Consider the following 1,822-nt stretch of genomic DNA (forward strand, 5'->3'; position numbering starts at 1 on the left):
GCGGCGTTCACCGCGAGGGCTCCCGCGCGGGCGCGGTGGGAGGCGGGGGAGCGGCGGGCAGGACCCCGGCCCCGTACAGGTGCTCGCGGGCGCCGCGGATCGCCTCGGGGGTGCTGGACCAGTCCCGGTCCCCGGGGCCGACGGCGTCCAGCGCGCCGACGGACTCCAGGGCGCGGCGCTGCTCGGGGCGGACCCCGGAGACCAGCACGGTGATGCCGCGCCGGTGCAGTCTGTCGATCGCGTCCTTCAGCACGAGGGCTCCGGTGGCGTCCACCGTCGTCACCCGCGACATGCGCAGGATCACCACGCGCACGTCGGCCACCTCCGACAGCTCCAGCAGGAAGCGGTGGGCGGCGGCGAAGAACAGCGGACCGTCCAGGCGGTAGGCGACGATGTGCTCGGCCAGCAGGGCGCGTTCCTCGTCGCCGTGCCCGCCGGGGATGTCGCCGGTGACGTCCACCTGGTCCAGGCGGGCCTGCCGGGCCACCGCCCGCAGGGCGAGGGCGCCCGCGACGAGCAGGCCGGCGATCACCGCGTACACCAGGTCCAGCACCAGGGTCGTCACGGCGGTCAGGATCAGGACGGCCGCGTCGGAGCGGGTGGCGCGGGTGATCGCCCGCAGCGATCCGACCTCCACCATGCGCACGGCGGTGGCCAGCAGCACACCGGCCAGTGCGGCCAGCGGGATGCGCGAGACCAGCGGGGCGGCGGCCAGGACGACGGCGGCGAGCGCACCGGCGTGCGTCAGCGCCGCCAGCCGCGAGCGGGCACCGCCGCGTACGTTGACGGCGGTGCGGGCTATGGCGCCGGTGGCGGGCACCCCGCCGAACAGCGGGGAGGCGATGTTGGCCAGGCCCTGCCCGAACAGCTCCCGGTCCGGGTCGTGCCGCTGCCCCACCGTCATGCCGTCGGCCACGGAGGCGGACAGCAGGGACTCCAGGGCGGCCAGCGCGGCGACGGCCACAGCCGGGGCGAGCAGCGAGGACAGCGCCGACGGGTCGAGGAAGGACAGCGAGGGCGCGGGCAGGCCGGGCGGCAGATCGCCGATCGGCTCGGCGCCGTCGAGGCGGAGCACCTCGGTCACGGCGGTCGCGGCGGCCACCGCGACGACGGAGAACGGGACGGTGGGCCGCCACCGGGCGCCGGCCAGCATCACGGCGGCCACGGACAGTGAGAGCGCGACGGCCGTCCAGTTCGGCTGCCGGGCGAACTCCGCGGCCGCCCGCCAGGCGACGGCCGCCACCCGGTCGCCCTCGGGAACGGGCACGCCCAGGGCGCCGGGCACCTGCTGGAGGGCGATCACACAGGCGATGCCGAGGGTGAAGCCCTCCACGACCGGCGCCGGCACGTACCGCATCCAGCGGCCTGCGCGGGCCAGGGCGAGCGCCACCAGCATCAGTCCGGCCAGCAGGCCGACGGTCAGCACGCCCGAGGGGCCGTGCGCGGCGGTGATCGGGACGAGGACGACCGTCATGGCGCCGGTGGGCCCGGAGACCTGGAGGTTGGAGCCGCCGAAGAGGGCCGCCAGGGCGCCTGCGACCACGGCGGTGGCCAGCCCGGCCTCGGCGCCGAGTCCGGAGGAGACGCCGAAGCCCAGGGCCAGCGGCAGCGCCACGATGGCCACCGTCAGCCCCGCCAGGAGGTCCTGTCGGGGATGGGCGCGCATGGCGGCGAGGTCGGAGCGGGTGGGCAGCAGGGAGCGGCATGCGGCCAGGGCCGGCCGGGCCTGGCCGGAGACGGTGCTCACTCGGCGCCGTCCCCGGCGGCTTCGGAGGCGGCTTCGGAGGCGGTCGGCGAGGCGGCCGGGGGGACGGCCGGGGAG

General features: G+C 77.4%; 1 protein-coding gene. It reads right to left on the minus strand.

The window, feature by feature from the left end; genetic code table 11:
- Positions 1-7: 7 nt before the first annotated feature.
- On the minus strand, positions 8-1,666 hold the full coding sequence (locus tag L7D48_RS28570; RefSeq protein ID WP_237883968.1) for a SulP family inorganic anion transporter: 1,659 nt from the start codon (positions 1,664-1,666) through the stop codon (positions 8-10).
- Positions 1,667-1,822: the final 156 nt, after the last annotated feature.

Source organism: Streptomyces sp. ICN903 (assembly GCF_022015835.1).
Classification (GTDB): Bacteria; Actinomycetota; Actinomycetes; order Streptomycetales; family Streptomycetaceae; genus Streptomyces; species Streptomyces fenghuangensis.